This window comes from Bradyrhizobium sp. CCBAU 11357 (assembly GCF_028128865.1).
GTDB lineage: Bacteria > Pseudomonadota > Alphaproteobacteria > Rhizobiales > Xanthobacteraceae > Bradyrhizobium.
In genome coordinates this window covers 1-23,940 of record NZ_LBJW01000078.1, presented here as the reverse complement: position 1 = coordinate 23,940, position 23,940 = coordinate 1, and the positions used below count along the sequence as shown (strand labels likewise).

Sequence of the window (23,940 nt, the reverse complement as noted above, 5' to 3'; positions counted from 1 at the left end):
TGAGACGTGCCGACCGGCGGCGGACATGTCCGTTCACCGGGGTCGACCGGAAGTCATCGCGGCAAGGCTAAGCCGACGCGAATGACCCATTCCGGACCTCGCCGCCGCTTCTTAGGATGAGATCCTTCTTGCCATATCGCCTCGCCGCGGAACGCTGTTAGTCCTCGTGGCCCTCGATGATGACGAAATCGGCAGTGCTGGCTTCGTTGCGAATCTTGGCCGCCGCCTGATACTCGGGTGAGTCAAGGCAGGCCTTGGCTATTGCGTAGCTTTCGAACTCGATAACGACGTGGCGACGCCCTTGAAGTGCGTCGCCGTGCACTTCACACGCACCGTTGCGGACCAGGAACCTCGCCCCGTACTTCTTAAATGGTGCGGCATTGGCCGCGATGTAGTCCTCGTAGCGCTCCGGGCTCGTGACGTTGATGTGACCGATCCAATATCCCTTCTTCGCCATCTCGCACTCGTCTTGCGAACCTCAGGATGCTGGATACATCGCTGAGCAGTGAAGTCCTCCCTTCGGTTGCGCTAACGGTCTGCTGACAAACCGGACCACCTCACTTTATAGCTCAGCCGCTTCTTCAAATCTCGGCTCTTTATCTTCGACTTACTTCCTCTGTTGGCCCATCTGCGAAGTTGCGCCTCGGGGATCGGTGCTCCGCTCGTCGAGCCAGAGCGGACCAGATTTGCTCAACCTGAGTTCTTCGCGTGTTGACCCAATGCGGACATCGGCTCGGTGCGGCGAAGCTGATGCTGGACTGAGGGGTCGGCTCCGACGTTTGCATACTCATTGCAAACTATCGGTAGCTAGTTCGGCAATAATCCGTGACAAGTTTGCTTCGGCTTTGGGACGAGCTTCGCGCAGGCGCTTGCGAATCTGGTCCGCATCTGGGTCATGCACGGACACATCTGCCTGTCCGATACCCGCGCCCGTCAGCCGGTGCTCCACCACCCATCGGTGAAGGGTCTTGTCCGCCGACCATCGGCGCCCGGCTTGCAAGTCCCCAAGTGCAAGACGAGCGAAATCGGCCGGCGCGTTCGGCGTTTGCATCGGCATGCAAAGTTCGTTCTTTATCGTCTCATCGTCGTAGGCGGCTTCGATATGACCGATGACCGCCGCGCCTAAGCAGAGGGCACCGGGGCGCAGCATTTGGATCGTGATCCGGTCGCCGTCGAACACACGAACGGAAGGCTGAGTGCGAAATGCCTTGGCAGTGCAATCCACATAGAGGCTGCCTGAGCAGCTTTCGATTGCCCCATGTTCGAGGATGACTGTTCGACGTTCTATCCTCAGCACGCGTCCCTTGCGCACCACGTCTTTGATCCTGCGCAGGGCTTCTACCTCAAGGCACGAGATAGTCGCACCACGGTACATGGTCGGTGTCACCGTTGTATCTATGCGCAAGAACTGGCCGGTTCGTTCCAGCCGCTCAAACAAATCGGCTACGCTCGTCGCCTCTGCCGCCGCTTCGAGTTGATCTGCTTGGCTGCCTGCCGTCCGCTTAAAAAACGTTGCGCCAGGCTGGACCTTGTCTCGGTTCCTAAGCCAGGAATCGCGTGGCACGATCCAACGGATGCTTTCCGGCGACGCGCCCATCTGGAGCAACCATACAGCGACATCCATCGCCGTCTTGCCACCGCCCAAAATGACATAGCTTCTAAAGTCCGGCGCAAGCTTCGGAAGCACATTAGGGGTGACGAGCTTTACGCCGTCACAAAGTTCGAACGAGGGTACGTGGGTCGATGGGACCTGTGTGTTTAGGAAGGTGGCGTCAACGAGCTTTTTGCGAAACGTTGCCTCCTGAATATCGCCCGAAAGTCGAGAGACAAACCGGTTATCTCCTTGATAGTCACACAACGGAAAGTATTGAACACGGCCCGAGGGCAGAAATCGTTCGTTCATTAGCCGGTCGTAATAACTGATGATCTGAGCGCCGGAGGCGAGTTCATAATAACCCTTGTTAAAACCTGCGACATCTAGCCGACTGCTGCCGAGCGCACGAGAACCAACGCCGTAAAAAGCTGAAGGTTGATGAAGACGGACAAACGGATACGCGTCGTTCCAGTGGCCCCCGGGCATGTGATGGCGGTCCACGATCACCATGTCGGCGTCAGTTTCGGTCAAAAGTTGGTCGGCGAAAGCCATGCCCAACGCGCCGCTGCCGATGATGAGGTAGTCCGTTGAAAGCATTTGTGCACCTGATGTTCGGCAGAGCCCGTGTTGGCCGCTAGTGCAGGATGTCCAATGCCCCACCAGTTTGTCAGGTTCTGTTCCGAAACACCATACGTGAGTCCGCTCGTGGTCCACCTGCGAATTGCGCCGAGTCTGACGGAGCGCCGCCCATCGCGGCAGAGCGGACCAGATTTGCTCAACCTGAGTTCTTCGTATTTTGACCCTGAGCGGACTTACGGTGCAATTGTTTCGCAGGGGAGGATCATCCCTCCGGTCCGGGAATGAAGCAGCGCCACATAGGAGTCATTCTTCCATCTGCGTAGGACGGCGACCACCAAACCATCGCCCTGCCGCTGAGGTTCTGGCGGTTGAGCACGACAGAGTTTGGCACGTCAAACCACTGCCCGGGTTCGTTTGGCCGATGCGGATGTTTCAGAAGGACTCTATAGCCATTTTTTGTCACATCCCACTCGGCCTCGGCATATTGGCCGTCCCCACCATCACAGCATGGCTCACCTGCCTTGTTCTTGAGACTTTTGAACCAAGCGTTCAGTTCTGGTCGCATCAGGTCATGTGAATAGGCTGTGTTGATGCCGAAAAATGTGACCGTACACAATCCCACCGTGCGCGCTACGATCAGCCGACAAGGATACGCCGGGCGTCCATTGGAACTGGTCATGGAAACCTCCGTTTCCTAGCCCGTTTGCGTGGGTCGTCGGTGCCGCGCGAAGGTTCAACCAAAAGTGCGTGCCGTTAGAGGCGCCGATCACTTCCTCGGCAGGGCATTTACCTTTTGCGTGACGCCGAGTCATTTCGCCTCTTGGGCCCTTAGCGGAAAGTGGGCCGGCGCATTTGCAATGTCGGCTACGGGAGGCGGAACGAACGCAAGCCAGGGCTCGCCCGACCGCCGCCTGTGACGAAGGCGACATCGAAAGACGGTGATATGGACAGTCCATGGGCCGTAAGCTCGAATCTGAGGGCATACGGAACCGGACGATGCGGCAACACATCGAACGCCATCTCGCAGCGATCCTTGCGGCCGACGTCGCAGGCTATAGCAAGTTGATGGCTGCCGATGAAGAAGGTACCCTCATCTCCCTGAAAACACATCGGCGCACGCTCAGCGATCCCAAGATCAAGCAGCACCACGGACGCATTTTTAAGACGACGGGAGACGGGATCCTCGTCGAATTTCCCAGCGCCGTAGATGCAGTGAAGTGTGCCCTCGAAATTCAGCGCGGGATGGCCGTGCGCAATGCGAAGGTCAACCCTGACAGGCGCATTGAATTCCGCATAGGCATCAACATAGGTGACGTTATCGAGGATGGCGGCGATGTCTTCGGTGATGGTGTGAACGTCGCCGCGCGACTCGAAGGCATTGCCGCGCGCGGCGGTATCTGCATTTCTCGCCAAGTGCTGGACCTTATCGAGGGGAAAGTCAATCTTCCGTACCGGGAGCTAGGCCGACAAAACCTGAAAAACATCGCTCGGCCAGTAGAAGTCTACCGCGTTGATATCCACGATAGCGGGTCCTTGGCATCACAGGTTCTGGCCAAATCAGATCTCAAACAGGAGGTTCGATATTGCAGTGCGCCTGACGGCGTTCGGCTGGCTTATGCGAAAGTTGGGTCTGGGCCTCCGATCGTGCGATCGGCCCATTGGATGGGTCATCTGGAGTACGATTGGGAGCTGCCGATTTTCCGCCATAGCCTGCTCGACCTGGCAAAATCCTTTACGCTGGTTCGTTACGATGCGCGCGGCAATGGTCTCTCTGATTGGGACGTCGGCGAAGTTTCCTTCGAGGCGTGGGTCAGCGATATGGAGACGGTTGTCGATGCCGCTGGCCTCGATCGATTTCCCTTGCTCGGATATTCACAAGGCTGCGCCGTCTCGATCGCCTACGCAGCAAAGCACCCCGATCGCGTGTCGCACCTGATCTTGTACGGTGGATTTGCAACCGGCTTCAATAAGAGACCCAATATGACTAACGCTGATCGCGAGCGTTGGGCGGCCATGAAGACATTGATGAAGCTCGGGTGGGGTTCGGACGACGCAACTTTCCGTCAGATGTTTACCTCTCAGATGATGCCAACTGCGACGCGGGAGCAGGCCGATGCGTTCAACGAAATCCAACGTCTGAGCGCCTCGCCTGAGTGCGCTGTGCGCTACCTTGAGACAGTCGGCGAGTTCGACGTTCGCCATCTCTTGTGCCAGGTTAGAGCACCGACGCTGGTGATGCATGTCCGTGACGATCCTCGGGTGCCGATTGCACTGGGTCGCGAAATGGCCGCCGGCATTCCAAACGCCAGGTTCGTTGCGTTGCCAGGCAAGAACCACGTCTTGCTTGAGCAAGACCCAGGTGTGACGCAGTTCTCGGACGAGCTGAAAAGCTTCGTGAGTGCCTCAGCTTGATGAGTCACGTCCATAGCTAAGTTCGTTATCTCAATTACTACAAGATATGTCCGCTAGGGCATGAGTCGAACAACGCTAAGTTGCCGCCATGTCGGCTGTCCGCGCGAGAACGGACGTTGATGGCATCGCCGATAGTCGGCGAGGGCTGCGCCGGTCCCTTGTAACCGAGCATCCGGCTGTTCCACGCCACGCACGCGAGCTTGTCAGCTTCCTTGCGCGCCTCCCTGCGCGCTCTACTGCCATCTTCATCTGAGTGCCGAAGAGATATTGGCGCGACTTTCGTGGACATGCGGTCTCAAAGGCATGAGCCAACCGGGTTTGGCAAATTATCGATTCCTAGTAGGTGATCTCTGCGCCCGGCTACTGCCGCTCGTGGCTGTGGAAAACCATGCCTGGCCATTCTCGGTCACAGATCCTCCCGCAATCCTTTGAAGAATGGATGCCGCACCTTTCCCTCGGCCGACCTTGCGCGGTACTCGATCTCTGCGAGGAGCTTTGGTTCGACCCAGATGCCCTTGTGCGCGATCCGCTTCGCGTAAGGCTGCGTCTTGCGCCGCAGCGGCTCCAGGCGCTTGCGCAGTTTGGCTGCAGATGTCTTGTCGAAACCGTGATCAACCTTGCCGGCGTAGAAGAGATCATCGCCCTTGCAGCGGCCGAGATACACGCCGTCACGGCGGGTGTAGGCGGTCACGGTCTCATTGACCAAATGCATTTGGACGCGATAGCCATCGAACTTGATTTCGTGAATCCATCGCTCCCCGGACGGGACGCTCTCGACGGAGGTTGCCAAACCCGGTTCGATAAAATCCGGGAAGGGCGCCTTGATGCCAATCGCCGGTGCCCGCCGCTGACGCTGGGACGCCACTTAACAACTCCACGCAACAAACTCATTTGATTCGAATCTTTTTGCGGGGATTCGTTCCGGCCCGGCGGCGCTAAGCGTTAACTGAAGTCTCTTGAGAGAAGAGCAACGATCGACGAGGAGTTTGAGCGCTGCTCGAACAAGCTCTTGCCCTAGCAAACACCCGTCGCTTGTTGCATCGCGCGCGCCAAGTCATCTTCGGTGAATGGCTTCCTGAGCAGAGGAAGGCCGCCCCGTCGCGGCTCCCGGCCTGATACCTGCAACACCTTCAGAGCTGGACGGTCGCGCCGGGCGCGCTCGGCCAATTCATGACCATCCATACCCGGCATGTTGATGTCCGTGATCAGGATGGAAATGCTTTCATCATCCCGCAAGGTATCCAGCGCTTCGCCGCCGCTCTGTGCGCAAACGACCTTGCATCCCAGATCCTCCAACATGCTTGAGAGCACGACGAGCACGTCGGGATCATCATCTACAAGCAAGACGGTGTGACCCATAGGCGAAACTCCTCGTCCCTAACTTATGTAAATTCAGGACGTTCCCGGGCAAACCATCACGCAAGAAAAACCCGGTCAGCAGTGCTGGCCGGGTTAGTCAAAGGAGGGACAATGTGTCATCGATGTCCGGCAACGAGGTGTATTCTGTACCGTTCCTGCAGAACTGGAGCTTTCCTTCCGTTCTTGAAGACTATCTGATGCAGGTTAATCGCTAGTGGGGGGGAACGGCCACCACGCCAGCGGCTTGATATGCTGGCTACCCTTCAGCAAGGAAGGGTCTCAAGTGGTGAACAAATGATCCTATGCTGCCGGAGATAGGCAGATGATAGATGCTCTGATGCGCTACCTTGAAAGAGCAGTTGCCTTCGAGCGGCTCGCTGCCGATGAGACCGACCCTGACTTGAAAGCCGATCTTGAGCGCCAGGCAACAGCCTACCGGAGGCTAGCTGCGATGCAAGCAGAAGGAATGGGTCTACCCGCACCTAGCCAACCTTCGCAACCGCCGCATCCCTGAGGAGCCAACCGCCCCCGAGTGACACCACGGAGCGGACGACGCCGGTCTACTGCTCAGGAGCCGCGACCGCTTTGAGGTGACTGACGAAGGCAGTCCCTTTGCCGGGCAACCTAAGCCCGTCAATTCACTCGATCGGTAAAGCAAGAAGTCGCTTGCAAGAGCCGATTAGCTTGACCCGTCGGGCAAAACACTGGCAGAATAGCATCATCGAGACGAGTTTGTTTTGCGCCCGCGCCGGAGTTCTCCGCCGCGGGTTTTTTGCGTCTCGATCCAAAATTGATCGGAGTAAATTTCAGACGGATTTTCCAAATGACTGAAGCCGTGAACTACAACCTTCTTTCGCAGAATGCTCTCGCCAGGGCGGCGGCTCGCCGCGCTCTGAAGCAGCGCACGTTGACTGAAATCAAATCCTTGGCGCGGACGCACACGAATCTCGCGATCAAGACCCTCGTGCAGATCATGCGCGACAAGGACGCTCCCGCTCATGCCCGTGTGATGGCCGCCAACGCCATTCTCGATCGGGGATGGGGCAAGCCGCTGCAGCCGATTGTGAGCGAAGATGACAACCCGATCCGGTTCGTTCACCGCATCGAACGGGTCATCGTGCATCCCGGCGACGACGTGACGCTGGAGGCGCATATCGAGGAGAGCGTGCAGCGAGGGCCCATTAGTGTCGTTGGCAGCCTCGGTGCGATCCGCGATGAGGATGCCTCTTATGAAGAGCTTTGGTTGGAATCGCAGGAGAAGGCATGAGCGATATACTTCAGCAGTTGCTTCAAACGCGGGTTGAGCCTCAGCCGAAACCCGAATGGCCGCGATGGATCGCCGACGCACTCGCTTACAAGCCTGAGAGTGCGGCGAGGGTGGACGTCTCGCCAACCAAGCCGGTCTCACCGGAGGCCGAGGAGCAGCGCAATATTCGGGTATTGACCCGCGTATCCAACTCTTGAAGCTCAAGCCCGCGGGATAGCGCGGGGTTGTCAGCCCATGTCGGCTGGCGGGCGGAGGGGAAATCCTCCAAGGGCGAGGGCATTTCAGCTTCACGTCTCGCCGGCCGAATTCATGCCTGTCGTCAACGCCTCGGTGCTGTCGGAGCGGATCGCGAACTGGGCTTTTGAGCCGAAGCGGACGTGCTATCGCAATCTTCGAACTCTCTTTCGGCGGACATAGACTGCGCGGCTCGTCTGAGGTCAGCTCTAAGCCAGTATACGCACGAGCAACTGGAACAATGTCCAAGCGATCTGATTGAAGTGTGTTATGGCTTGGCTGGGATGAGCACAGAGTATTCCTGGCGAAGCGTGGTGATAGTCAGGGAAGGTGCTTCACATGGATGACGAACGAAAAGCTGGGAAACGGGCCGCTGAAGGCTTGCGCGAGGCGACTGCTAAGGAAGAAGCGAAAAACGAGAGCAAGACGGGACACGATCTGGCTAAGGGCGCTGATCGCTTCGAGGAACGCTCTAAAAGCTCCGATGGAAGAAGCGCAAAGGAGAAACAAAAAGGGTGAATGTACCACAGCAGACTAAGCGCTGCGTTTCGATGGACCTCCCATGCGAGCCACCGGGACCGATGGTTGGCTGTGGTGATCAACTGTTAGCCCAGCTGGCTTTGGGCAAGGCTCTCTAAGGTCCGCGTCGCCTTCTGGCTCGTTGCCGATCTGCGCTTGAAGAGCAGAAACGTCTGCTTGCAGGAGATGAGTCCGATCAAGGTGAAGCAGCCCGCCACGACCGTGTTCGACACGAAAACCTCGCTTGCACCAGCAAGCGCCGCACTCGCGCCCCTATGTGGACAGCGATACCGCCGACATCATCACCAATCATTTCGCGACAGGGGGCCTAGTAAACGCACTGTCGGACCCAGTAGCCACCGCTCACCCGTATCCACTGGCATGGACTCGGCGGGGGCTCTTTGATGATCGGCCACCCGTGAATATCGATGTTTGTTGGCGCGGTGATGCCGCGCCAAAAGACGGCATTCGCTTCTGAGGAATGGAAGAGCAAAGCTCCGGCGAAGCAGGTAGCGGCTACGCAGCACAGCAGGAAACGGCTCATTTGTCTGATCCCGGCGAGACGTTGGACCCTTGCCGATGCTACGCGAGCCGCAGGGTTTTATCCACACTCACGGCGACCAGACAGCCGCTCCGGAGGCGCTCCCAACGCAGGGTTACGGGCTGTTGGCGCTACGTTGCGTTGCGAAGTGCGCGTTTGTGAGATCAGGCGCTTCGCTTCGAATTCGGCTCCTTCGAAACAGTTCGTTAGCTTTCATGTGGCTTGCTGGGAGCGTGCCGATTACCGCCGATCGCGGCACATTGGAATGGGAATGCCGGCCCCGGCTGTTTCTCCCAACCTGCGGCTGGGGCCGTTTTGAACTTTTCGCTGCATCGTTCAACCCGGTCCACAACTATGTTTAGAGGCATTGCCATCGCGCTATTTGGAATGAGCATGCTTTCGCAGCTCGATCGCGCGCTCTTCTACGGCCGCAATACTGACGCCGCGCTGAGGCTGATACGGGACGTTGGCCAAGGTTTTGGGCTGTAGGTCCGCCCGCGCCGCCCTCAAGATCGCTCGGGGACTACTTCTTCAACAGCAGTCCCAACGTTCGCGCCATGCGCCTCACCGATCCGGCGTGGCGGCCGAGTTCGGCGGCTATCTTTGACGCGCCAACTCCCTGTCGGGCCAGCGTGATCAACCGTCGGACCTCCTGCTCGGCCCATTGTTTTGGCTTCTGAGTTTTCATGATGCGGCGCTCGATCCGCACCAGTTAACCAGGGAGCGAAATTGCCGACACTTGGGAAATTTACGGGTGGACTTCCTGCCTGAGGCCGCCCCTCGTCCTTAAACAGCAGTTTCGATGCTTGTCGGCTATTGCCCGTAAACCGGGCGTAGGGCTGCGCTTGCCACGACCGCCGCTTGTGACCCCCCAAGCTGCCTTTCGCTGCTACAGGCTCTCGAAGGCGATAGCCCCGTATGAGGCAACGAGCCTGACGTATTGAAAGCCGATTTTTGGCTATGGTAGATTGCCAGTTTATCCCGATTGCTTTGATCCGTCTTAGTCGTGCTTTTTGTACTGTGGAGGACATTTATGCGAAGCTCTCGCGCAATGCTTTATCGGCAACAACTTGGCGAGCTCGCCTCTCAGCTCTCAGAACTGGAAGATCTTCGAAGCCTGGTCGAAGATGCAGAGCGCGTCGCCCGCGGTGCGCCTGCATTGCGCTCCAGGCGCCATGCTTCGCACCGCCTCCGAGGTCGTGATCGCGGCGCCCTGTCTGTCCGCCTCCGCTGCTACACGCCACCAAGCAGAAATGCAGGAGGTCTCGGGGTCCCCCAGAACGACAACTTAATCGATTGGATGTTGCTTGAGCCATTTCCCGACGGATGGTGGGCTTCCCCCTAAAGCTCTTCAACGGCTGCTAGTAAATCAAGTTTTCTCGTCTGCTTGTGGGCCCTCGTGTGGCCGTGCCGCCTTGCTTTAAGCAAGCGGCGAAGCGGGAATCTTCGCGGGCGGGTCAGGCATAGGCGCGGCTGAGAGTCCGCCGCGCCGGTGCCATGATTGTAGCCGCGCCTAGGCTGCCTGCCGCATGCGTTCGATGCTCCGAGTTATATGATTTCCGGCATCGTCCGCCACCTTCAGCGACAAGTCCGCCATCCGGCGGCTGGTATCCAACGCACTCCTGATCGTGTCGCGCATCAGATCGGTTTGCACAGCGGCCAAATCGTGAGGAGTGCGGCAGTTCCAGAGTTCATTCGTGCGGTCCATGGTCCTCTCGATCTGCTGTCGAACGAAATCGAAGTACTCACGCGATGCACCATTCATTCCTTTGGCGACTGCAGTCGTAGAGTATATGATTGCTTCGGCATTGCGGACCGAGCGTTCCGCAGCCTGCTGCGCCTCATTGCCGGTCAAACCGAACGTGCGACCCAGCTGATCGGTCGAGCGACCCATCATGGCCGCCGCCATGTCGAGTCCGAAGCGCCAAGCGTTTTGCAACATCTCGGTATTTTGTCGCAAGAGATGGCCGCTGGCTTGCGCCACCTCCTCCCCGGCCTCGGCGGTTGCCAAGCCGATCCGCCTGGTCTGCTCAGCGGTCCTCTCGCCGGCGCGGCGGATTGTGTCTTCAGGGCTTTGGGTGGGCTTTTCCTCTGGGCGTGGATTGGCCATTTCGTTGCTCCATCGTTCTTGTTGGTGAGGTCGGATCGCTATGCGCTTCGTCACATGCGATCCTTAGCGAGCAAACGTGAGCAATTCTGCGCCGTTCCGGACCGAGCGATCTTTTAATCAATCCTCCGCCATTGCGCGCAGGAACGAGCACTTCAACTTCCAATTATTCTTTGGCTTGGCTCGTCTGATCGGCCTGCGGGCCAGATGTTCTTGGTCCTAGCTCAAGGCTCAGTCATGACCACCGCTGAAACCGTACTGCTCATCGTTATCTTGTTGTTGGCGCTTCTCGTCATCGGCAACATCGGCTTCTCCAAACTGGCCGAGCGAAGGAATCCGCCTATCGGCAAGTTTCTCCAGTGCGACGGCGTGGTACTCCACTATATCGATCGGGGCGATCCCGCGGCCCCTTGCGTCGTGCTGCTTCATGGCAACGGATCCATGATCCAGGACTTCATAATCGGTGGGCTGGTCGATCTTCTTGCCCGCAGCAATCGCGTGGTATGCTTCGACCGCCCGGGCTTTGGCTACAGTCAGCGGCCGCGGCTCCGAGTATGGACCGCAGCGGCTCAAGCAGCTCTGCTGGTGAAGGGGCTCGAGCAACTCGGGATCCGCGATCCTGTGGTGCTGGGCCATTCTTGGGGCGCCTTGGTCGCGATCGCGCTCGGCATGCGGAAGGATTATCCGATCCGGGGTCTTGTGCTTGCGTCCGGCTACTACTTCCCGACCATCCGATTGGATGTGTGGTTGATGTCAGGTCCGGCCATACCGGTCTTGGGCGACTTGGTCAGCTACACTGTCGCGCCGATCATCTCGTGGGCCATGTTGCCGGGAGCCTTCCGCAAGATTTTCGCGCCCCGGTCCGTCCCGTCGACATTCAAGAATGAATTTCCAGCGTCTCTCGTTCTCAGGCCCGCACAATTGAGGGCGGCTGCGCAGGAAAGCGCACTCCTCATTCCAACTGCAGCACAGTTCCAAGCTCACTATTCGACCATGGGCCCCCGCGTGAAAATCTTCCATGGAGCAGAGGACCAGGTGATCGAACAGAAACAAGCTCGAGATTTACATCAGGCGCTGCCTCGGTCCGATCTTCACCTGGTTCCGAATGCCGGACATATGGTCACGCACGCAGACCCCGCTGCCATTGCGGAGGCCGTCAATTCAATGACGAAATATTAGGAGGAGGGGTCGCCTAGTCAGCCTATCCTCCGGCTCAGCTGCCCGTCTGACCTCACTTGGATCCTCAAAGTAATCGAACAACGCACCCGCCATCCCAAGGCATGCTCGAGCAGATAGATAGCTCACCGTAAAAAAACCAATCCCCCACACGGGATCAGCGGCCTGCATCGTTCAAGCCGTGGCTCGATTAAATATTAATATAATCGACCACTTTAAATGAATTAAATGCTGGACAAGATTTAAATTTGGATTAGAATGAGAACCGCTTGGCGCCGGATGAACGCGTCAAGGACCTCCTAGAAGCGGCCCCCATCATCCCGCCCTGCCAGCCCTGTTCCAGGGATGCAAGGGCCGCTTCTAGGGCAAATTGTGAGGCAGATCATGCATCTGTCACTAGGTGATGTGTTTCTCATCTCCGCAGCAACGGGTACGCTCCTACTGATTGAGGTCGGAGTATTGATCATCGTGGGTTTGATCTGAGCCAATGAAGAAGAGCGTAGGGACGTTCTGAGGGCGGGCTACATATCACGTCTCCTTGTAAGCGTGTTCGGCCTCGATCGCGCGGAGCAGGGCGGCAAGGCTGGGATATTCCACGCCATTGCGGACGTAGCGGTCGCGAGGAGATCTTCGCCGCGGGCGAGCAATTCGCGTAAGTTCCGCTTTCGTGAAGCATCAGCCAACCCTTCTCGACCGCATAGGCAATGCCAGCGAGAGAGAAAGCGGCCTAGCCGATGTATTGCCTGCGATATTCCGCCGGCGTCATGTTCATCTGCCGGCGGAAGATTCGATTGAGGTGACTCTGATCTGAAAATCCGCTCAGCAGCGCGATCTCCTTCAACGCCAGGCGATCCTTGCGCAGATACTGGCACGCGCGTTCCACCTTGCGGCTCAAGACAAAGGCGTGTGGCCGCATTCCATAATGCACATGGAATTTGCGTGCGAACTGAACGGGCGAGCAGTTGCAGATATTGGCCAATTCCTCGAGCGTAATGTTTCTCGAGATGTTTTGTTCGATATAGTCCTCGATCAGTCTTGCATGGGCAGGCCTGAAACGCCCCTGTGAACAGGGCAATTTGAACTGCACCGAGGCATATCTTCGCAGGACGCGCACGCTGGCCTGAAGCGCCAGCGCATCGTAGCAGAGCCGGCCACCGGGGCCCCCCGCCGCAACCTCCTGCACCATCTGATCACCAATCCAGGTCAGGATTGGGTCTTCAACCTTGAGCAGGTCGTGGAGTTCGACGTGTTGCGTATCGCGATCGAACGCCTCGCTGGCAATCTTCGCCATAAACGCCGGTGAAATGTAGAAATGACTGACCTCGATATCCTGGCTCCATCGCCAGTTCGAGCCTTCCGCGCGCGTGAGCAGCGTCGTGATGCCGCGGCCGACGTGATCCTGCTTCCAGGCCCCGGTAACCCTGCGGTTCATCGCTGTCGCGCCCTCGCGGTAGAGGACGATCAGATAGTTCTCGGACGGGGGCACCCAGATGTCAGACGGTGCATAGCGGAACACCCGTAGCCGAAAATCGGCCTTTCCCACCGCGGAGCTGTCCAGCATCAGTTCGCCAGGAGCGTAGCGCGGCAGCTCCTCGACCGTGATGAATTGGCCCATCGCGCAAGCCTCCCTCCCTGGATTCTGGGAAGCGTTAGCCGCTTTTTTCTCTCATTGGCCGGATGGCAACCGCGCAGCATAAGCTGGTTTTGCCATTTGCCAAGCGAGTTGCACCAGGAACTGCGGCCCTCGCGGCGCGGCGCCACCCACGTCGTTCAAAGGATTGTCGGTTTCGTTCAAGCCGCGAGCGTCGGCACGCTCGTAGGCTGTCTCGCGTTTCAGGCATGAGCGGAGAGAAGCGGCGCAAACGCCGCTGGTGAAACAGCCCCTTCGATTTGTCGAAACGGGAAATGATGCAATGCACCACCACCCGACCCTGCGACGGGTGGGCATGGCCGTGCGCACTCAGAAAACATCAAGGAGGGAAATATGGCGGAAGACGCGACCAAGTCCAACGGAAGCAACGGCGCGCATGTGACGGCGCGATTCGATGCGGTGGTGATCGGAGCCGGCGTCGCCGGACTCTATGCGCTCTACCGTCTGCGCGAGCAGGGGTTGAAGGTGATGGCGATTGACGCAGCCCCCGGCGTCGGCGGCACCTGGTATTGGAATCGCTATCCTGGCGCGCGCTTCGATTCGGAAGCCTACATTTATCAGTATCTCTTCTCCGAGGAGCTCTACAAGGGATGGAGCTGGAGCGAGAAATTCCCGGGCCAGCCGGAAATCGAACGTTGGCTGAACTACGTCGCCGATCGTCTGGATCTCCGCAAGGACATCCAGTTCAGTACCACGGTCAATAGCGCGCATTTCAACGAGGCAACCCACCGCTGGCTGGTCACGACCGAGAAGGGTGACGTGATCGACACCCAGTTCCTGGTTACCTGCTGCGGCATGCTCTCGGCCCCACACGTGTCCTTTCCAGGTCAAGAGACATTCGAGGGGCGGTTGTTTCACACGGCGCGCTGGCCGAAGCAGCCGGTCGACCTCGTAGGCAAGCGCGTCGGCGTCATTGGTAACGGCGCGACCGGCATTCAGGTCATACAGACAATCGCCGGCGAGGTCGGCCATCTCAAGGTGTTCATCCGCACCCCGCAATACATCATCCCGATGAGGAATCCGAAATACGGCGCGGCCGATGTCGAGGCCTATAAGTCGAAGTTCACGTCGTTCACCGAGCGCCTGCCGCACACCTTTACCGGGTTCGAATACGACTTCGAGCACACCTGGGCAGGTCTCACCCCGGAGCGTCGCCGAGAAGTACTCCAGGCTTGCTGGGATGACGGCTCCCTGAAGCTGTGGATATCGTCCTTCGCCGAGCTGTTTTTTGACCCCGAGGTCAACGCCGAGATCTCCGAATTCGTGCGCGAGAAGATGCGCGAGCGGCTCAAGGATTCGAAGCTGTGCGAAGCCCTAATTCCGACCGATTATGGCTTCGGGACGCACCGTGTGCCGCTGGAGCAAAAGTTTCTCGAAGCCTTCCATCGTCCGAATGTCGAGATCGTCGGCGTCAAATCCAATCCGATCGAACGTGTGACGCCTGCGGGCATCCAGACGGCCGACGGAACGATCCACGAGCTCGACATCATCATTCTGGCAACCGGATTCGACGCCGGAACCGGTGCGTTGACGCGCATCGATATCAGGGGTCGGGGGGGCCGTTCGCTGAAGGAAGACTGGAGCAGGGACATCCGCACGACGATGGGTCTGCAGGTTCACGGCTACCCGAATCTCTTCACCACCGCCGTGCCGCTCGCGCCTTCGGCGGCGCTCTGCAACATGACGACATGCCTGCAGCAGCAGGTCGAATGGATCGACGGTTGCATCAGGTACATGCGCAGCAAGAGCCTTGACGTCGTCGAGCCGACGAAGGACGCCGAGGACAGCTGGGTGGCGCATCACGATGAGATCGCCAACGCGACGCTGATCGCCAAGACCAATTCCTGGTACTTGGGCTCGAATGTCGAAGGCAAGCCGCGCCGCGTTCTGTCCTATTGCGGCGGTGTCGGCAGTTATCGCCAGAAATGCGACGAGGTCGCCGCGAATGGCTACCAAGGCTTTGCGATGCAGAGTCCTCGCGAAGCCGCCACGGAGAACGTCATTTAGATACAGAGGGGAGGAGACCATGAACACGAATTTCACTGCAGCGGCTGACGCCGTTCTCAACGATGTCGTTACATCCACTCCGCGCGTGCCCGGTGTCGTCGCGATGGTGACGAACCGCCATCGCAACATCTACGAAGGCGCTGCCGGCAAGCGCCGTCTCGACCGACCGGCCGAGATGACAACCGACAGCATCTTCGCCATCTTTTCCACGACCAAGGCAATCACCGCCACGGCGGTCCTGCAGCTCGTCGAAGAGGGCAAACTCGATCTCGACACGCCCGCCAAGCGCTACGCGCCCGAGATCGGCAAGCTCCAGGTAATCGAGGGTTTTGATGCCCAGGGCGAGCCGATCCTGCGTGCGCCCAAACGCGACATCACCACGCGCATGCTGATGGTCCATACCGCAGGTCTCAGCTACGACTTCATCAACCACACCTATAACCGTCTGGCTCAGGAAAAGGGTCAGCCAAGCGTCATCACCGCTTCCAAGGCCTGCCTGATGACTCCGCTGCTTTTCGATCCCGGCGAACGATGGGAATACGGAACCAATCTTGACTGGTGCGGTCAGATCGTCGAGGCCATCAGGGGGTGCCGGCTCGGCGAGGTATTCCAGATTCGGATTTTCGAGCCGTTACGCATGAAGGAGACGACGTTCGAGCTGACCGATGCGATGCGCCAGAGGCTCGCGGGGATCCATGCGCGAGGCGCCGACGGGTCGCTCACACCGATGGATTTCGAACTGCCTGCCAAGCCCGAAGTGCACATGGGTGGCCACGGCCTTTACAGCACGATCGGCGACTACATGCGTTTCATCCGAATGTGGCTGAACGACGGCGTGGGCGAGCACGGCCGGGTGTTGAAAGCGGAGACCGTCCGCATGGCGGACAAGAACCACCTGGGTGACAAGAAGGTAACGCCGATCACGGGCGTCATCCCGTCGCTGTGCAATGATGCCGAGTTCTTCCCCGGCCAGTCCAAGTCTTGGGCGCTGAGCTTCATGATCAATGATGAAGAAGCTCCCACTGGCCGTCCTGCCGGCGCGCTCGGTTGGGCTGGCCTTGCCAACCTGTTTTACTGGATCGATCGCCAGAACGGCTTTGGCGGGTTCTGGGCTACACAGATTCTTCCCTTCGGTGATCCGGCGTCGTTTATCGGCTACATGAATTTCGAGACGGCATTTTACCAGAGCCTGAAACAGCGAATGGCAAGTTAGCGACTGGCCTGATCTCCTTCGCACGCGGCCACAGCGGCCGCGTGCGATTGTTCCGCATTTGGCCCGTGGCTGACTTCCCCTCTTGCTCGCACCCGCGGGGATGTCCGCTTCATTGCAGGTGACGCGACCAAGGTCGTGCTGGATGCCGAGGGCAGCCTTTGACCCATTTCGGAACGCAGCCTGAAGATCAAAAGCGAGGTGAAGAGAACTCGACCGCCGGGACAAATGTTTGTGGGCCGCGTTCAATGCTCGTAGAAAGTGATTTGGTAAGCTATTCTTGTCGGGTTGCGGGAGCACGCAATGTCGAAAGCAATTGCCGTCTTGGGCTCCGCTCTGTTCTTCGTCATTGCGCCGTTGGTGCTGGCAGGCTTCGTCCCTTGGTGGGTCACGCAGTGGGAATTTCGGCCAGCTTTTTTCGGCGTCGATCTAACCCGCATCCTCGGCGGTATATTGATCATCGTCGGAGTGCCCGGACTCGTGGATTCATTTGCCCGTTTTGCGCTGGAGGGGCTGGGGACGCCCGCCCCGATCGCGCCGACACAAACGCTCGTAGTGACTGGCCTTTATCGCTACGTGCGAAATCCCATCTACATCGCGGTCGTCGCAGTCATTTTTGGTCAGGCCCTTTTGTTTGGTGATTGGCGACTCCTCTGGTACGGCGCGCCACTCTGGCTTTTTTTTCATGTCTTTGTGGTGATTTACGAAGAACCGACGCTCGAGCAAACATTTGGCACGGAGTACGAGAGCTTTCGGGCTAATGTGCCACGCTGGATTCCGCGGTTGACGCCATGGCGAGCCGGATAAAAGAATCGCTGCATGCGGCTCGATGCCGACTGCAACAAACAGTGCGAGACGGCGAAGCGTAGCAAGCGCGCCTAGCGGCCTCGCCCCGGAGGGCCCTCTACCTTAGCCGCCGGGGTCGAAAATAGCACATGGGCCGGGCAACTGCTCCGCACGCCGCGTCTTTCCGATCCGGAGGAAGACGGGCCGTCTGCGCCTGCGCACTATGAGGACCGAATTTGGTCCGCTGGAGACCGTCCGCCGGCGCTCAACACGTCCCTCCACCAGAACTAACCGGAAGTCACCGCTGACGCGTCGCGACGCGATGGACCCTCAACGGACGTTTATGGGGTCTGTTCCGACCAATATGCTTAAGGATATAATCTGGCCAGCTGCTAGGTTCAGACCCATGAAGCGGTGGCGCTCAGTCAGCATTATCTGCATGGTTGTCACTGCGGGCCTGCTGGGTGCCGGGGCCCTTGTTGGTGGCCAGTCACGAGTGCCGACAGAAGCCATAGCGACTTCGGTAACACGTACACCGGAGCTTATGGAACGCGCGTGGCACCTGCCAGTGGCAGCTACATTCCACAGGAACGTTAGCTGGCAGTCAAATAGCTCTCGTTGCGGACCTGCAGCTGTTGCGAATGCGTATAGGTCGCTCGGCGAGGCGGCAAGCACGGAGGGCAAGGTGTTGGCTGGCACCGGGCGGTGCTGGACAGGCTTATGCATCCTGGGTCTCACGCTTGACGAGCTCGCCGAGGTCGCGGGGACCAATACGAGCCGCAAAGTCACTGTCTTGCGTGATCTCAGCGAGGACCAGTTTCTGGAGCATCTGCGTCGCTCCAACGATCCAGGCCGACGCTACATCGTGAATTTCGATCGCGCGCAAATTTTTGGTGCTGGTGTTGGACATCATTCGCCCATTGGCGGCTATCTGGAAGCCGACGATCTAGTTTTCGTGCTCGATGTCAATTCCAGCTACCAGCCATGGCTAGTCGAGCGAAAACGGCTGTTCGCAGCTGTAAATACGTACGATGGCGATAAGAAGCGCGGGCTGCTGCTGATCGAATAATTGCAAATCTCTGCGGTCTGTCACGTATAGCCTTGAGCTGAAGAAGGCGAGCGAGGCGGTGGAGGTGACCAAGCGGTCGAATAACAAGGCTGCGAGCTGCTGCCTTGCGATGGGTCTGCTCGTGGCCCGTTTGAGACATGCCGACCGGCGGCGGACATGTCCGTTCACCGGGGTCGACCGGAAGTCATCGCGGCAAGGCTAAGCCGACGCGAATGACCCAACTGCGACATCGCGCGGAGACGCGCCCGGTAAGCTCAATGCAGCGACCATGATCGAGACGTGATACAGTGCGTGCCGCCGTCCTCAAGCTGCCGCGAGGATCGAATGAAGCGGCGAGAGTTCATAGCGGCTTTTGCGGCGTTGCTCGTTTCGCCACGGAAGCGGGGGCGATCATGAGGCGCCGACATTTTCTGGGTCTTGTAACCGGAGGGGCCATTTGGCCAATCGCGGCTACAGCGCAGCCGGTCACGCGCCACATTGGCGTACTCGTCCTCGGCAATCCGAATCCCGAATCATTCCTGAAAGAACTGCGCGACGGACTTCGGGAACTCGGCCATCTCGAGAATCGGGACATCCAGCTGCAAATCCGTTCGGCGGAAGGCAATGCAGCTGTGCTTGCCGACGCGGCCGCCGACCTCGTGAGGCTAAAGGTTGACATTATCGTCGCCTGGCAGACGCCAGCGGCTACGGCTGCAAAACGTGCCACAGCCGAAATACCGATCGTGATGACCTCAGGCGATCCGGTCGGCACTGGTCTCGTCGCCAGCCTGTCCCGGCCGGGCGGCAACGTAACCGGAGTGGATAGTTTCGGGGCTCAGCTCGGAGGCAAATGCGTCGAACTGATTCGCGATACGATTCCGTCAGCGCATCGGGTGGCGATCCTTGCCAATGCGGCTGACCCATTCACCAAATCCTTCCTCGCGGAGATTGACAAAGTCGCGGGCAGTATCGGTGTCGCGACGCAGCCATTGATGCGCCATCCCGACGATGAATTCGAGACCGCTTTCGCTGAAATGCGGAATGGCGCGGCCGATGCTGTGATCATTCAGCCCACTCTTTTGCGCGCTGCCAGCATTGAGTTGGCGCTGAAAAACAAACTTGCGTCATTCTCCATAGTACGGGCATTGCCGGCGGCGGGTGGGCTCATGGCGTACACGCAGGATGCGGCGGAGCAGACCCGAGCAATGGCAAGCTACGTCGACAAGATATTGAAGGGAGGAAAACCGGCTGAGATGCCGGTTTCGCAACCGACCAAATTTGAGCTGATTATCAACCTCAAAACCGCCAGGGCACTCAATCTCCATATTCCGCCGACCCTGCTCGCGCGGGCCCACGAGGTGATTGAATAGGGCGGTGCATGTCTCCTCATGGCCCTTAGCCGAACAAGGCCGGGGCATTATGGTGTCCGCTATCGCTGGTAGACCGGCCGCGGACCGTGCGCACTTCGACCACCGGTTATGACCCCACATCGCATTAGGCTGTTCGCGTAGGCAAGCTAATGGTGTGGCCCTGCCGCCTTGCCTTGAGCATGTGGCTTGGCGACGTCGCGAATGCATTCGCGAACGCTTGCGCGACCGGGCTCAGCATTCGACCCTTCAAGGTGAAGACCGCCGTTGGCAGGTGCCACCGCGGCAATGCGGCGAATAGTGCCTTCGGCACATCGGCTCCGGCCCGAACCGCAGCGCCGAGCCAGTCCTGATGGAGGACGCTCGCAAAGGGGCGGTCGCAGAAAAGCTACCGCCGGCGCGCGACCGCGACGCCGAACAGGAAAGCGACGAACAGGCTCGCAAGCGGTGCTTCGCGGGTGATCGCGGCGACTGTGGCGAGTGCCCCGCCGGGCTTGCGCGATTCCTCGACTGCGGAGGTCAGGCGGTCGACCGCTGCGTGCAGGCCTCCGGCGACTTCACCGATGGTGCGGGAGACGTCCGCGGCCGTATCGATGGCACGCTCGGCCATGCCGGGCTGGGACGTGGATTGCGGTATCTCCGTGCTCAAGGGCGCGACCTCCAGGCGTGTTGATGAAGCCGGCACCTTTGGCAATCCGCGCGAGCGCTCGTTCTGAACAGCGGGTCTTGATGACCTTTGGCTATCCGCGACAGGCGCCGTGATTGACGGCGGGTGCCGGCCTTGGATGGGCAATTCAGCGCAGGGAATTTTGTTCCTGATCATATGCCGGCGGCTCGCGCGCTCCCCGGGAAACGACGGGTGCGAATCTCTGTTAGGCTAGGTCAACCTTGCTGATGTCAGGAGGCAGCCGTGACCGACCGGACCATGACGGATCGAGCCCGGCGCATCGCCTTGCTCGGTGCTCCCATCGACATGGGGGCTTCGCAACGCGGCACCTTGATGGGGCCCGCGGCGCTGCGCACCGCCGGCCTTGCGACATTGCTGGAAAGCCTTGATTTCGAGGTCGTTGATTATGGCGATCTGTCGGTAGCCGAAGTCGTGGACCTAACCGACAGGCCCCCCGAAATGGCTAATCACTACCGCGAAATCCAGCGCTGGACCCGCGTCCTGAGCCGCAGAGGCTATGAGATCGCGACAAGTGGTGCGCTGCCGATCTTTCTCGGCGGCGATCACACGCTGTCGATGGGGTCGGTCAATGCCATGGCGCGTCATTGGCAGGAGCGCGGCCGCGAACTCTTCGTGCTCTGGCTCGACGCCCATGCCGACTACAACACGCCGGAGACGACGATCACCGCGAACATGCACGGCATGTCGGCCGCGTTCCTGTGCGGCGAGCCGGGCCTTGACGGCCTGCTCGGCGACGATCCGCGCGCTTCGATTCTCCCGGACAAACTCGATCTGTTCGGCGCGCGTTCGATCGACAAGCTCGAGAAGGAGCTGATGCGCTCGCGCCGGATCAGGATCGTCGACATGCGCCAGATCGACGAGTTCGGCGTCGCCGTCCTGATCCGCCGCGTCATCGAACGCGTCAAGGCGAGCAATGGTGTGCTGCATGTCAGCTTCGATGTCGATTTCCTCGATCCCTGCGTGGCGCCGGGCGTCGGCACCACCGTGCCGGGTGGTGCCACCTATCGCGAGGCGCACCTGATCATGGAACTGCTGCACGATTCCGGCGTCGTCGGATCGGTCGACATCGTCGAGCTCAATCCGTTCCTGGACGAACGCGGTCGGACCGCGCGCACCGCGGTCGAGCTGATCGGCAGCCTGTTCGGCCAGCAGATCACAGACCGGCCGACGCCGAGCAATGCCATCGCGCCGGGCGAGTGAAGCGGCGCCGAGGCGACAGCTAACAGCTCGATCCTCATTACGGGAAAAAGTGGCAATACCTCGGAACCTTGCCATGATTGGTGGGTTCTCGCAGGCCGCGCGCTGCGGCGCGGAGTGGCCGTCATGCCGATCATTCGATACTTCGTCTTTGTCGGCGGGCTGCTCCTGGCGCTGATCTTCGCGGCGGAGCACTATCTTCCGGCGCCGCTGGCTCGGGCCGAGACGCCCGATCCCGACAAAACGACGATCCGGATCCGATCGGCGACACCTCTTCCTGAGAAGATCGTTTTCGACACTCGACCGCGTGCCGACCTTCCGCAGATCGCGCAGGCCGAGCCGCCGCTCGAAGCGCCACAGGAGCCGATTCGCGAAGCGATGGCCGCCATGCCTGCAGCACTTCCTGCCAAGACCAAGCAAGAGCCGCCCGCCGGTCGATCCTGGCAGAGCCGCCCGCAGGCCAAGCGTTCGGCAAGGCTATCGAGACGAGCGCCCGGACCGCGGCTGGCTTTCGAGAGGCACGGCCCCTTCTTCGGAGATTGGTGAGCGAAACCGCCCCCTTCAAGAGAAAGGCCTGGACCATTCGAGCGCGGCCCGCGACGCGCCGAGCCAAGGCAATCTGATCAAGAGGCAATCCGATCAAGTCGCCCTGAATCATCAAATGGTCGAAGACCGGGAAAAAGTAGAAACTTTGGACGGTGTGCTTGAGTTGGCACGCGACGAGGTTCGGTTTTCCGGGGAGCGGGGATGGTCGACGACATCGCCTTGAAGAACGCCGCGGACACCGCCTGGACAGTGTACCGGGCGCGGCATCCCGAGGTCGCTGCCGACGACACCCGGCGCTGTCTGCTGGAACGCCATCTGCAGAGGAGATGGGAAGAGCACCGAAGCGATACCGAAGAGCTTGCCTGCTTCGGGATAGCCTACCTGCACCGGCTTCCCAGGGATGAATGTTGAGGTGCTTGAAGATGCTGGTTGTCCGCCTGGCCCGCGCGAGCACGCGGCCGAGTTGGACCCTGCTCGCGATCTCATTTCTCATCTCAGCGATCATCGTGATGGCTTTGCGCGTCGTGTTCGACGCTTAGAGCTTGCGCCCAGAGTGCCCAGCCGGAACAAGTGGAATATCCAGACGTTCTTGGGCGGGCATCCATCGGGATGCCGGCTCACTGGAGGAGACGATCGATGAAAACCACTTTTGCCGCAGCTCTGATCGGCAGCGCTCTGATCAGCGGCGCCGCGTTGGCGCAATCCGCTCAGCCGGCTGATCAAGCGGCTCCGGCTGCCACCGCGCGGCCGGCTGACAAGATGATGCTGAAGGACAATTGGCGCGCCTCGAAGCTCATGGGCCTGAACGTCTATAACGAGGCCAATGAGAAGCTCGGCGACATCAACGAGCTGCTCGTCGACAAGAACGGCAAGATCAACGCGGTGGTGATCGGCATCGGCGGCTTCCTGGGGATGGGCGAGCACGATATCGCCGTCTCCATCGACAAGCTGAAGTTCGTGGAAGAGCCGGTCCGGACCAGCTCGACCAGCAACTCGCCCGCCTCGCGCGAGACCACAACCGGTGCGGCATCGACGAATGCCACGAGCCGCAACACCAATGATTGGGTACCCGACCATGCGGTCATGAGCGGAAACAAGGAGCAGCTGAAGGCGCTCCCGCAATTCAAGTATTCGGACTATAACTAAGACCGATCGCTGATGGATCTGAGGGCCTCCGAATGGAGGCCCTCTTTTGTTGGGCTCTTGCACTCCATGAATCTGCCCCTGTGCCGGCTCGGGAACCTGCTCACGGCAGGGGAACCGGAGGGCGCTCGACCGAATTAACCTGCGAGAGGAAAAATGCGGATCCTTCGATGACCAATGCTAGCCTCGCGTATTCCATCCCCAACGCCCTCCGCCATCCCGGCGTGATCGCGCTGATCGTGGCGGGTGTGACGATTGCGGCCATGCTGATCGTCGACCACGGGCCGTGGAGCCGGGCCAAGACACAGCCGGCCCATGTCGCGATGTTTGCGACCACGGGCGAAGCGGCACGGGCCGCCGGCGCCATGGTGCTCCCGACCGATCCGAAGTCGCCGATCGAGCCGCAGCGGCCGAAGACCTCTCCCACCGTCAATCCCGTGACGCCCTAGAGCATGATGTATTTACACGGAAACATAGCCTGAGTTTTTGAAGTAGTTGGTGCACTCCGC

23 protein-coding genes are annotated in these 23,940 nt (G+C 59.4%); 15 read left to right on the top strand and 8 right to left on the bottom strand.

Annotation, left to right across the window (positions count from 1 at the left end; genetic code table 11):
- Positions 1 to 157: 157 nt before the first annotated feature.
- From XI05_RS10310 to XI05_RS10300, 3 genes are all read right to left on the bottom strand, one after another.
- Complete coding sequence (locus XI05_RS10310; RefSeq protein ID WP_271501105.1) at positions 158 to 457, bottom strand: DUF1330 domain-containing protein; 300 nt, start codon at positions 455 to 457, stop codon at positions 158 to 160.
- Positions 458 to 787: 330 nt separating this feature from the next.
- The gene (locus tag XI05_RS10305; protein ID WP_271501103.1) at positions 788 to 2,191 is read right to left on the bottom strand and encodes an NAD(P)-binding protein; all 1,404 of its coding nucleotides are present in this window, start codon (positions 2,189 to 2,191) and stop codon (positions 788 to 790) included.
- A gap of 244 nt (positions 2,192 to 2,435) precedes the next feature.
- On the bottom strand, positions 2,436 to 2,852 hold the full coding sequence (locus XI05_RS10300; RefSeq protein WP_271501101.1) for a hypothetical protein: 417 nt from the start codon (positions 2,850 to 2,852) through the stop codon (positions 2,436 to 2,438).
- A gap of 275 nt (positions 2,853 to 3,127) precedes the next feature.
- On the opposite strand from XI05_RS10300, the gene XI05_RS10295 reads away from it, so the two are divergent.
- The gene (locus XI05_RS10295; RefSeq protein ID WP_271501098.1) at positions 3,128 to 4,585 is read left to right on the top strand and encodes an alpha/beta fold hydrolase; all 1,458 of its coding nucleotides are present in this window, start codon (positions 3,128 to 3,130) and stop codon (positions 4,583 to 4,585) included.
- 406 nt (positions 4,586 to 4,991) lie between these two features.
- Here XI05_RS10295 and XI05_RS10290 read toward each other — a convergent pair whose 3' ends face one another.
- Both XI05_RS10290 and XI05_RS10285 read right to left on the bottom strand, forming a co-directional pair.
- On the bottom strand, positions 4,992 to 5,450 hold the full coding sequence (locus XI05_RS10290) for an ATP dependent DNA ligase (RefSeq protein ID WP_271501096.1): 459 nt from the start codon (positions 5,448 to 5,450) through the stop codon (positions 4,992 to 4,994).
- Positions 5,451 to 5,599: 149 nt separating this feature from the next.
- Positions 5,600 to 5,944, bottom strand: coding sequence for a response regulator (locus XI05_RS10285; RefSeq protein WP_271501094.1), 345 nt, complete (start codon positions 5,942 to 5,944; stop codon positions 5,600 to 5,602).
- Positions 5,945 to 6,767: 823 nt separating this feature from the next.
- On the opposite strand from XI05_RS10285, the gene XI05_RS10280 reads away from it, so the two are divergent.
- From XI05_RS10280 to XI05_RS10270, 3 genes are all read left to right on the top strand, one after another.
- Positions 6,768 to 7,211: a hypothetical protein gene (locus XI05_RS10280; RefSeq protein ID WP_271501092.1), complete on the top strand. Its 444-nt coding sequence runs from the start codon at positions 6,768 to 6,770 to the stop codon at positions 7,209 to 7,211.
- Positions 7,208 to 7,408, top strand: a complete 201-nt coding sequence (locus tag XI05_RS10275; RefSeq protein WP_271501090.1) for a hypothetical protein — start codon at positions 7,208 to 7,210, stop codon at positions 7,406 to 7,408. The genes XI05_RS10280 and XI05_RS10275 overlap by 4 nt, the downstream gene beginning before the upstream one ends.
- Before the next feature lie 376 nt (positions 7,409 to 7,784).
- Entirely contained in the window at positions 7,785 to 7,964 is a 180-nt protein-coding gene (locus tag XI05_RS10270) for a hypothetical protein (RefSeq protein ID WP_172785485.1), read from the top strand.
- A gap of 2,054 nt (positions 7,965 to 10,018) precedes the next feature.
- Here the strand turns inward: XI05_RS10270 and XI05_RS10265 are convergent.
- Entirely contained in the window at positions 10,019 to 10,615 is a 597-nt protein-coding gene (locus XI05_RS10265) for a phasin family protein (protein WP_212255365.1), read from the bottom strand.
- 234 nt (positions 10,616 to 10,849) lie between these two features.
- Between XI05_RS10265 and XI05_RS10260 the strand changes: the two genes are divergently transcribed.
- On the top strand, positions 10,850 to 11,791 hold the full coding sequence (locus tag XI05_RS10260) for an alpha/beta fold hydrolase (protein ID WP_271501087.1): 942 nt from the start codon (positions 10,850 to 10,852) through the stop codon (positions 11,789 to 11,791).
- A gap of 724 nt (positions 11,792 to 12,515) precedes the next feature.
- Here XI05_RS10260 and XI05_RS10255 read toward each other — a convergent pair.
- Complete coding sequence (locus tag XI05_RS10255; protein ID WP_271501084.1) at positions 12,516 to 13,403, bottom strand: helix-turn-helix domain-containing protein; 888 nt, start codon at positions 13,401 to 13,403, stop codon at positions 12,516 to 12,518.
- Between the two features lie 369 nt (positions 13,404 to 13,772).
- Between XI05_RS10255 and XI05_RS10250 the strand changes: the two genes are divergently transcribed.
- The 5 genes from XI05_RS10250 (at position 13,773) to XI05_RS10230 (ending at position 19,860) form a co-directional block, all read left to right on the top strand.
- Complete coding sequence (locus XI05_RS10250; RefSeq protein ID WP_271501082.1) at positions 13,773 to 15,446, top strand: flavin-containing monooxygenase; 1,674 nt, start codon at positions 13,773 to 13,775, stop codon at positions 15,444 to 15,446.
- Between the two features lie 19 nt (positions 15,447 to 15,465).
- Complete coding sequence (locus tag XI05_RS10245) at positions 15,466 to 16,659, top strand: serine hydrolase domain-containing protein (RefSeq protein WP_271501080.1); 1,194 nt, start codon at positions 15,466 to 15,468, stop codon at positions 16,657 to 16,659.
- Positions 16,660 to 16,959: 300 nt separating this feature from the next.
- Complete coding sequence (locus tag XI05_RS10240; protein ID WP_271501077.1) at positions 16,960 to 17,463, top strand: methyltransferase family protein; 504 nt, start codon at positions 16,960 to 16,962, stop codon at positions 17,461 to 17,463.
- A 385-nt stretch (positions 17,464 to 17,848) separates the two neighbouring features.
- Positions 17,849 to 18,511: a phytochelatin synthase family protein gene (locus XI05_RS10235; protein ID WP_442869255.1), complete on the top strand. Its 663-nt coding sequence runs from the start codon at positions 17,849 to 17,851 to the stop codon at positions 18,509 to 18,511.
- A gap of 287 nt (positions 18,512 to 18,798) precedes the next feature.
- Positions 18,799 to 19,860: an ABC transporter substrate-binding protein gene (locus XI05_RS10230; protein WP_271501074.1), complete on the top strand. Its 1,062-nt coding sequence runs from the start codon at positions 18,799 to 18,801 to the stop codon at positions 19,858 to 19,860.
- Between the two features lie 385 nt (positions 19,861 to 20,245).
- Here XI05_RS10230 and XI05_RS10225 read toward each other — a convergent pair whose 3' ends face one another.
- Complete coding sequence (locus XI05_RS10225; RefSeq protein WP_172785475.1) at positions 20,246 to 20,506, bottom strand: hypothetical protein; 261 nt, start codon at positions 20,504 to 20,506, stop codon at positions 20,246 to 20,248.
- A gap of 261 nt (positions 20,507 to 20,767) precedes the next feature.
- Here XI05_RS10225 and rocF point away from each other — a divergent pair, with 261 nt between their 5' ends.
- The 5 genes from rocF to XI05_RS10200 all read left to right on the top strand — a co-directional run bounded on the left by rocF (position 20,768) and on the right by XI05_RS10200 (position 23,880).
- Positions 20,768 to 21,745 (top strand): arginase, encoded by a 978-nt coding sequence (gene rocF, locus XI05_RS10220; protein WP_271501071.1) that lies wholly within the window; start codon positions 20,768 to 20,770, stop codon positions 21,743 to 21,745.
- A gap of 114 nt (positions 21,746 to 21,859) precedes the next feature.
- Positions 21,860 to 22,288, top strand: a complete 429-nt coding sequence (locus tag XI05_RS10215; protein ID WP_271501068.1) for a hypothetical protein — start codon at positions 21,860 to 21,862, stop codon at positions 22,286 to 22,288.
- 201 nt (positions 22,289 to 22,489) lie between these two features.
- On the top strand, positions 22,490 to 22,699 hold the full coding sequence (locus tag XI05_RS10210; protein ID WP_172785472.1) for a hypothetical protein: 210 nt from the start codon (positions 22,490 to 22,492) through the stop codon (positions 22,697 to 22,699).
- 225 nt (positions 22,700 to 22,924) lie between these two features.
- Positions 22,925 to 23,434 carry a PRC-barrel domain-containing protein gene (locus XI05_RS10205; protein ID WP_271501066.1) on the top strand — a complete coding sequence of 170 codons (510 nt, stop codon included), beginning with the start codon at positions 22,925 to 22,927 and terminating at the stop codon, positions 23,432 to 23,434.
- Positions 23,435 to 23,601: 167 nt separating this feature from the next.
- Positions 23,602 to 23,880, top strand: a complete 279-nt coding sequence (locus XI05_RS10200) for a hypothetical protein (protein WP_271501065.1) — start codon at positions 23,602 to 23,604, stop codon at positions 23,878 to 23,880.
- Positions 23,881 to 23,940: the final 60 nt, after the last annotated feature.

Excerpts from the sequence above, each read along its gene's own strand:
- XI05_RS10310 (WP_271501105.1), bottom strand. The coding sequence starts at position 457 with ATGGCGAAGAAGGGATATTGGATCGGTCACATCAACGTCACGAGCCCG.
- XI05_RS10305 (WP_271501103.1), bottom strand. The coding sequence starts at position 2,191 with ATGCTTTCAACGGACTACCTCATCATCGGCAGCGGCGCGTTGGGCATG.
- XI05_RS10300 (WP_271501101.1), bottom strand. The coding sequence starts at position 2,852 with ATGACCAGTTCCAATGGACGCCCGGCGTATCCTTGTCGGCTGATCGTA.
- XI05_RS10295 (WP_271501098.1), top strand. The coding sequence starts at position 3,128 with ATGGGCCGTAAGCTCGAATCTGAGGGCATACGGAACCGGACGATGCGG.
- XI05_RS10285 (WP_271501094.1), bottom strand. The coding sequence starts at position 5,944 with ATGGGTCACACCGTCTTGCTTGTAGATGATGATCCCGACGTGCTCGTC.
- XI05_RS10280 (WP_271501092.1), top strand. The coding sequence starts at position 6,768 with ATGACTGAAGCCGTGAACTACAACCTTCTTTCGCAGAATGCTCTCGCC.
- XI05_RS10275 (WP_271501090.1), top strand. The coding sequence starts at position 7,208 with ATGAGCGATATACTTCAGCAGTTGCTTCAAACGCGGGTTGAGCCTCAG.
- XI05_RS10270 (WP_172785485.1), top strand. The coding sequence starts at position 7,785 with ATGGATGACGAACGAAAAGCTGGGAAACGGGCCGCTGAAGGCTTGCGC.
- XI05_RS10265 (WP_212255365.1), bottom strand. The coding sequence starts at position 10,615 with ATGGCCAATCCACGCCCAGAGGAAAAGCCCACCCAAAGCCCTGAAGAC.
- XI05_RS10260 (WP_271501087.1), top strand. The coding sequence starts at position 10,850 with ATGACCACCGCTGAAACCGTACTGCTCATCGTTATCTTGTTGTTGGCG.
- XI05_RS10255 (WP_271501084.1), bottom strand. The coding sequence starts at position 13,403 with ATGGGCCAATTCATCACGGTCGAGGAGCTGCCGCGCTACGCTCCTGGC.
- XI05_RS10250 (WP_271501082.1), top strand. The coding sequence starts at position 13,773 with ATGGCGGAAGACGCGACCAAGTCCAACGGAAGCAACGGCGCGCATGTG.
- XI05_RS10245 (WP_271501080.1), top strand. The coding sequence starts at position 15,466 with ATGAACACGAATTTCACTGCAGCGGCTGACGCCGTTCTCAACGATGTC.
- XI05_RS10240 (WP_271501077.1), top strand. The coding sequence starts at position 16,960 with ATGTCGAAAGCAATTGCCGTCTTGGGCTCCGCTCTGTTCTTCGTCATT.
- XI05_RS10235 (WP_442869255.1), top strand. The coding sequence starts at position 17,849 with ATGAAGCGGTGGCGCTCAGTCAGCATTATCTGCATGGTTGTCACTGCG.
- XI05_RS10210 (WP_172785472.1), top strand. The coding sequence starts at position 22,490 with ATGGTCGACGACATCGCCTTGAAGAACGCCGCGGACACCGCCTGGACA.
- XI05_RS10205 (WP_271501066.1), top strand. The coding sequence starts at position 22,925 with ATGAAAACCACTTTTGCCGCAGCTCTGATCGGCAGCGCTCTGATCAGC.
- XI05_RS10200 (WP_271501065.1), top strand. The coding sequence starts at position 23,602 with ATGACCAATGCTAGCCTCGCGTATTCCATCCCCAACGCCCTCCGCCAT.